The 1,739-nt window shown below is 65.6% G+C and carries 3 protein-coding genes; all 3 read right to left on the bottom strand.

What is annotated here, in order from left to right; genetic code table 11:
- A partial coding sequence (locus tag H5T60_14630; GenBank protein MBC7243667.1) for an AAA family ATPase occupies positions 1-456 on the bottom strand: 456 nt, incomplete at its 3' end.
- A 34-nt stretch (positions 457-490) separates the two neighbouring features.
- Positions 491-1,276: an AAA family ATPase gene (locus H5T60_14625; GenBank protein MBC7243666.1), complete on the bottom strand. Its 786-nt coding sequence runs from the start codon at positions 1,274-1,276 to the stop codon at positions 491-493.
- A 137-nt stretch (positions 1,277-1,413) separates the two neighbouring features.
- A partial coding sequence (locus H5T60_14620) for a hypothetical protein (GenBank protein MBC7243665.1) occupies positions 1,414-1,739 on the bottom strand: 326 nt, incomplete at its 5' end.

The raw sequence follows: 1,739 nt of genomic DNA, 5'->3' as shown, positions 1-1,739 counted from the left end.
CAGCCCGTTCACCAGGTGATGGTACACCTCCCGCAGGCGCACCGGGTCCGTGGTGACCCGTTTGAACAGGGATACGCTGTCGATCACGGCGCGCCGCACGTTCCAGTCCTGGATGAAGTCGGCGATCAGGCTCTCGGGAGCCTGCAGGCCGGCCAGGAAGATCTCCGGTGAGGTGAAGACCACCCGCACCCGCCGCTGGCGCTCCAGTTCCTTGAAATCCCAGCCCAATGCCTGGGCATCCCGGTATAGGCATACCGGGAACTCCTCGAAGGTGACGAAGAGGCCGGGGTCGTTGTAGCGCACAGCTCCTTCGTACAGGAACTGCAGGCCGAAGGTCGTTTTGCCGACCCCCGGCGCGCCCTGGATCAGCACGCTGGAGCCGGCCGGCACGCCGCCGTCCAGCATAGCATCCAATTGATCAATGCCCGTTTTCACGCGCTCGGCGGATTTGGACACTTGGACCTCCTTCGGGGCGGGTGAAAACTACTGCTCATTGGGGCGCCTTGATGCGGGACTCCAGCTCGTTGGCGATGCGCTCCGCCTCCTGCACCAGGCCGGGGTCCATATCGAAGACGGCCTTGCCCTGCAGGTCGGCCTCAATGGCCAGAGGGCTGAGGGGCAGGAATCCCAGCGCCGGCAGTTCCGGCAGGTTGGACAAGATGAACTGGCGGTCCCGCTCGTCGCGAATCTTGTTCCCTACCACGTACACGCGCCGCACGCCGATGTCCCGGGCCAGCCGGGCCACCGTCTGCGCGGTCTGGATACTGCGCAGGCCGGGCTCCACGACAACGATGAAGGCATCCACTGCGCCGGCGGTGGCGCGCCCGAGATGCTCGATGCCGGCTTCCATGTCCATGATCAGCACCTCCTGCTCGCGCAGGAGAAGATGGGTCACCAACGATTTGAGCAGTACGCTCTCCGGGCAGACGCACCCCGAGCCGCCCTTGTCCACCGTGCCCATCACCAGCAGGCGGATGCCGCGCTCCTCCACGGAGTAGCGCTCCGGGATGTCATCCACCCGCGGGTTGAGCTTGAACATGGCGCCGTAGGTGCCGGGTTTGGCGCCGGTGCGCTCCTCGATCAGGTCTTCCAGCTCGGCGATGGGCTTCAGCCGCGCCAGGGTCTCCGGGGAGAATCCCAGGGCTGAGGCCAGGTTGGCATCAGGGTCTGCGTCAATGGCGATCACGCGCCGGCCGCGCACTGCATACACATGGGCCAGCAGGCCGGCCAGCGTGGTCTTGCCCACCCCACCCTTTCCACTGATGGCGATTTTCATCCCACCCAGGCTCCTTCGAGAGAGTGATGTCCCCGGCGCTCGCGCGCCGGCGGCGTCATTATACCCGAAGTCGCCGCATCAAGCGAACCGGCGGCAGGGACGGTCGAGAAGGGATGCGGTACAGTATGTGCCGGCGCTTACCCGCCCTTCATCACCAGCGGCAGGCCCACGGGATATATCTTGGGGCTGTAATGCACTATCACCTTGCTCACCCAGGCCTGGGGCATGCGCTGGGGCTGGGAGTAATCGGAGCCAGGGAACTTCCAGAAGCCGTCGCAGTCCTCGATCCAGAAGCGGTACTGGAAGTAGCGGGCGGTGGGATAGAGGCCGCCGGCACCGTCCACGATCTCGTCCGGCGCGGGATAGACCCACATGCCCTCATTGGGGTCCCATACCGGCCCGCTCCAATCGCTCCAGGAGGCATCCGGCCAGGGGGTGTTCCCGGTGCGGGTCTGGAAGAAGA

Source organism: Anaerolineae bacterium (assembly GCA_014360855.1).
Classification (GTDB): Bacteria; Chloroflexota; Anaerolineae; order JACIWP01; family JACIWP01; genus JACIWP01.
Note: the sequence above shows the minus strand (reverse complement) of the source record. Positions and strands in the feature narration are given on the sequence as shown.